The following is a 1,613-nucleotide window of genomic DNA, read 5'->3' as shown; positions in this document are numbered from 1 at the left end:
TTTGAGAGCTGTATATTGAGGCATATTATAGAAAATCTCTCTATGAGCAGTGGAAAAGCCAAGTGTTGAAAGGGAAGCCTTAAATGCAACAATTGGCTCTTCTTCATCACTTTGAAGACTGTACATTATATTGATGATACGGTCTTTACTGATAAAATAGGCATTACGATCATAGTTTTTATCCCGATAAACTGTCCAACCCGTTTGTTTTAATTGCTCAGCAACTTTATTGAAAGTAATCAAAGCTTTCGGACCAAGATGCGCTTCAGCTGCTTCTCTCTCATTAAGAATTTTCAGATATTCTTCAGCAAATTCAACAGCGTGATTTACACACTCCTCCAGTTGTTCATCAAGATTTTGCAAATGCTCAAGTAGTTTACCTGCTGCAAGGGAATTTTGATAAGACTTTAGGATATCAATTTGACCTGTTAACGCTAAACAAGCCAAATGCCAAACTATAGATGGAGTACAGCTATATTTTTGGATGAGCGTTTTACTTTCTATCGATGCTTGCAAATCTTGAGCACGTGCCCACTGTATCACCCGCTCAGAGATTTTTGTCAACTCTTGCTCATTTAATGTCTCTACACGTATGTCAATCCCATTAAAATTCTCCGCTCCAAGTGTATTAAAAGGTTGATAAATATTTGTAGCTGATATGTGCCTAAGTTTTCCACTATGGTAAATATAATGGCAAGCTACAGAAATCTCTTCGTTGGAGACTACTTCTTCAAGATGGACATTGTACTGATCATGGAGACGTATAAAACCAAAATCAAATTGAATAAAGCGGTCGGGCAAAACCAACCACATTTTTCCAGGCTCTGTGGCAAACCACCCTTGGGTTTTAAGAATGCGCGTTGCTGCTGTAAGACTCATCAAACACTGTTTCGGTTTTTTGCGTGCTAAAATGTCATCCAATTCGTTATTTTTATACGCCTCAGCAAAAAAGATAACGCGCTTAACCTGTGTCATCTTTTCATAATCAGAAAACTCTGGTGCATATAATTGAGGTGTAGATTTGTAATTCCTTAAAGCTTCGGTATCGCCGAGTAGAGCCTTTGCAACGAGAGAATGATTAGCAGCTTTTTCACGTAATTTTTTCTCAATATCTTGTGCTTGCGCCCAAGCTAACACTTTGTTTAAAGCTACCTTGACATGGCTTTCAAAAAACTCCAGTGCTGTAACTCCAAAATTCTCTTCTGAAGAAATCAGCATATCCTCATATAGAGGTTGAGATTCTTTACCGTTAGCATATTCACAGCCAAGACAATAAGCAGCAGTAGTAAGACTGACAGAAACCCACAATCTTCCGCTATCCCGTCCATAATCTATGACACCATAATGAATACGCACTATGCGATCGGGGAGGTGATAATAAGCAAACATATCACCCATTTCATCGCGATGGGGCACCCAACCAACTTTTTTTAAAATCTCTGTTGCGTCTTTGGTTTGCATCGTCATTACCCCCCAGCATGTTCCATAATTCTTTTACAGAGAAATTCATAAAAATTACTTGCATAATAATGTGACGCTCCAGATGGAATCTCGACGTAAAGTGGGCATTCACCATCCTGAAACTGAGTATAATCAAAGTAAAATGTTTCACC

General features: G+C 38.5%; 1 protein-coding gene and 1 pseudogene. Both read right to left on the bottom strand.

The genetic code is table 11. The annotated features are described in order from the left end of the window. Window positions 1-1,461 (bottom strand): DUF6990 domain-containing protein (locus PVV68_RS10315; RefSeq protein WP_404978446.1); only part of this gene is annotated, 1,461 nt, incomplete at its 3' end. Window positions 1,462-1,466: 5 nt separating this feature from the next. Further along, window positions 1,467-1,613, bottom strand: a pseudogene (locus PVV68_RS10310) (SMI1/KNR4 family protein); the annotation flags it as partial.

This window comes from Bartonella sp. ML69XJBT (assembly GCF_028618515.1).
Classification (GTDB): Bacteria; Pseudomonadota; Alphaproteobacteria; order Rhizobiales; family Rhizobiaceae; genus Bartonella.
This window is presented reverse-complemented; position numbering and strand designations above follow the sequence as displayed.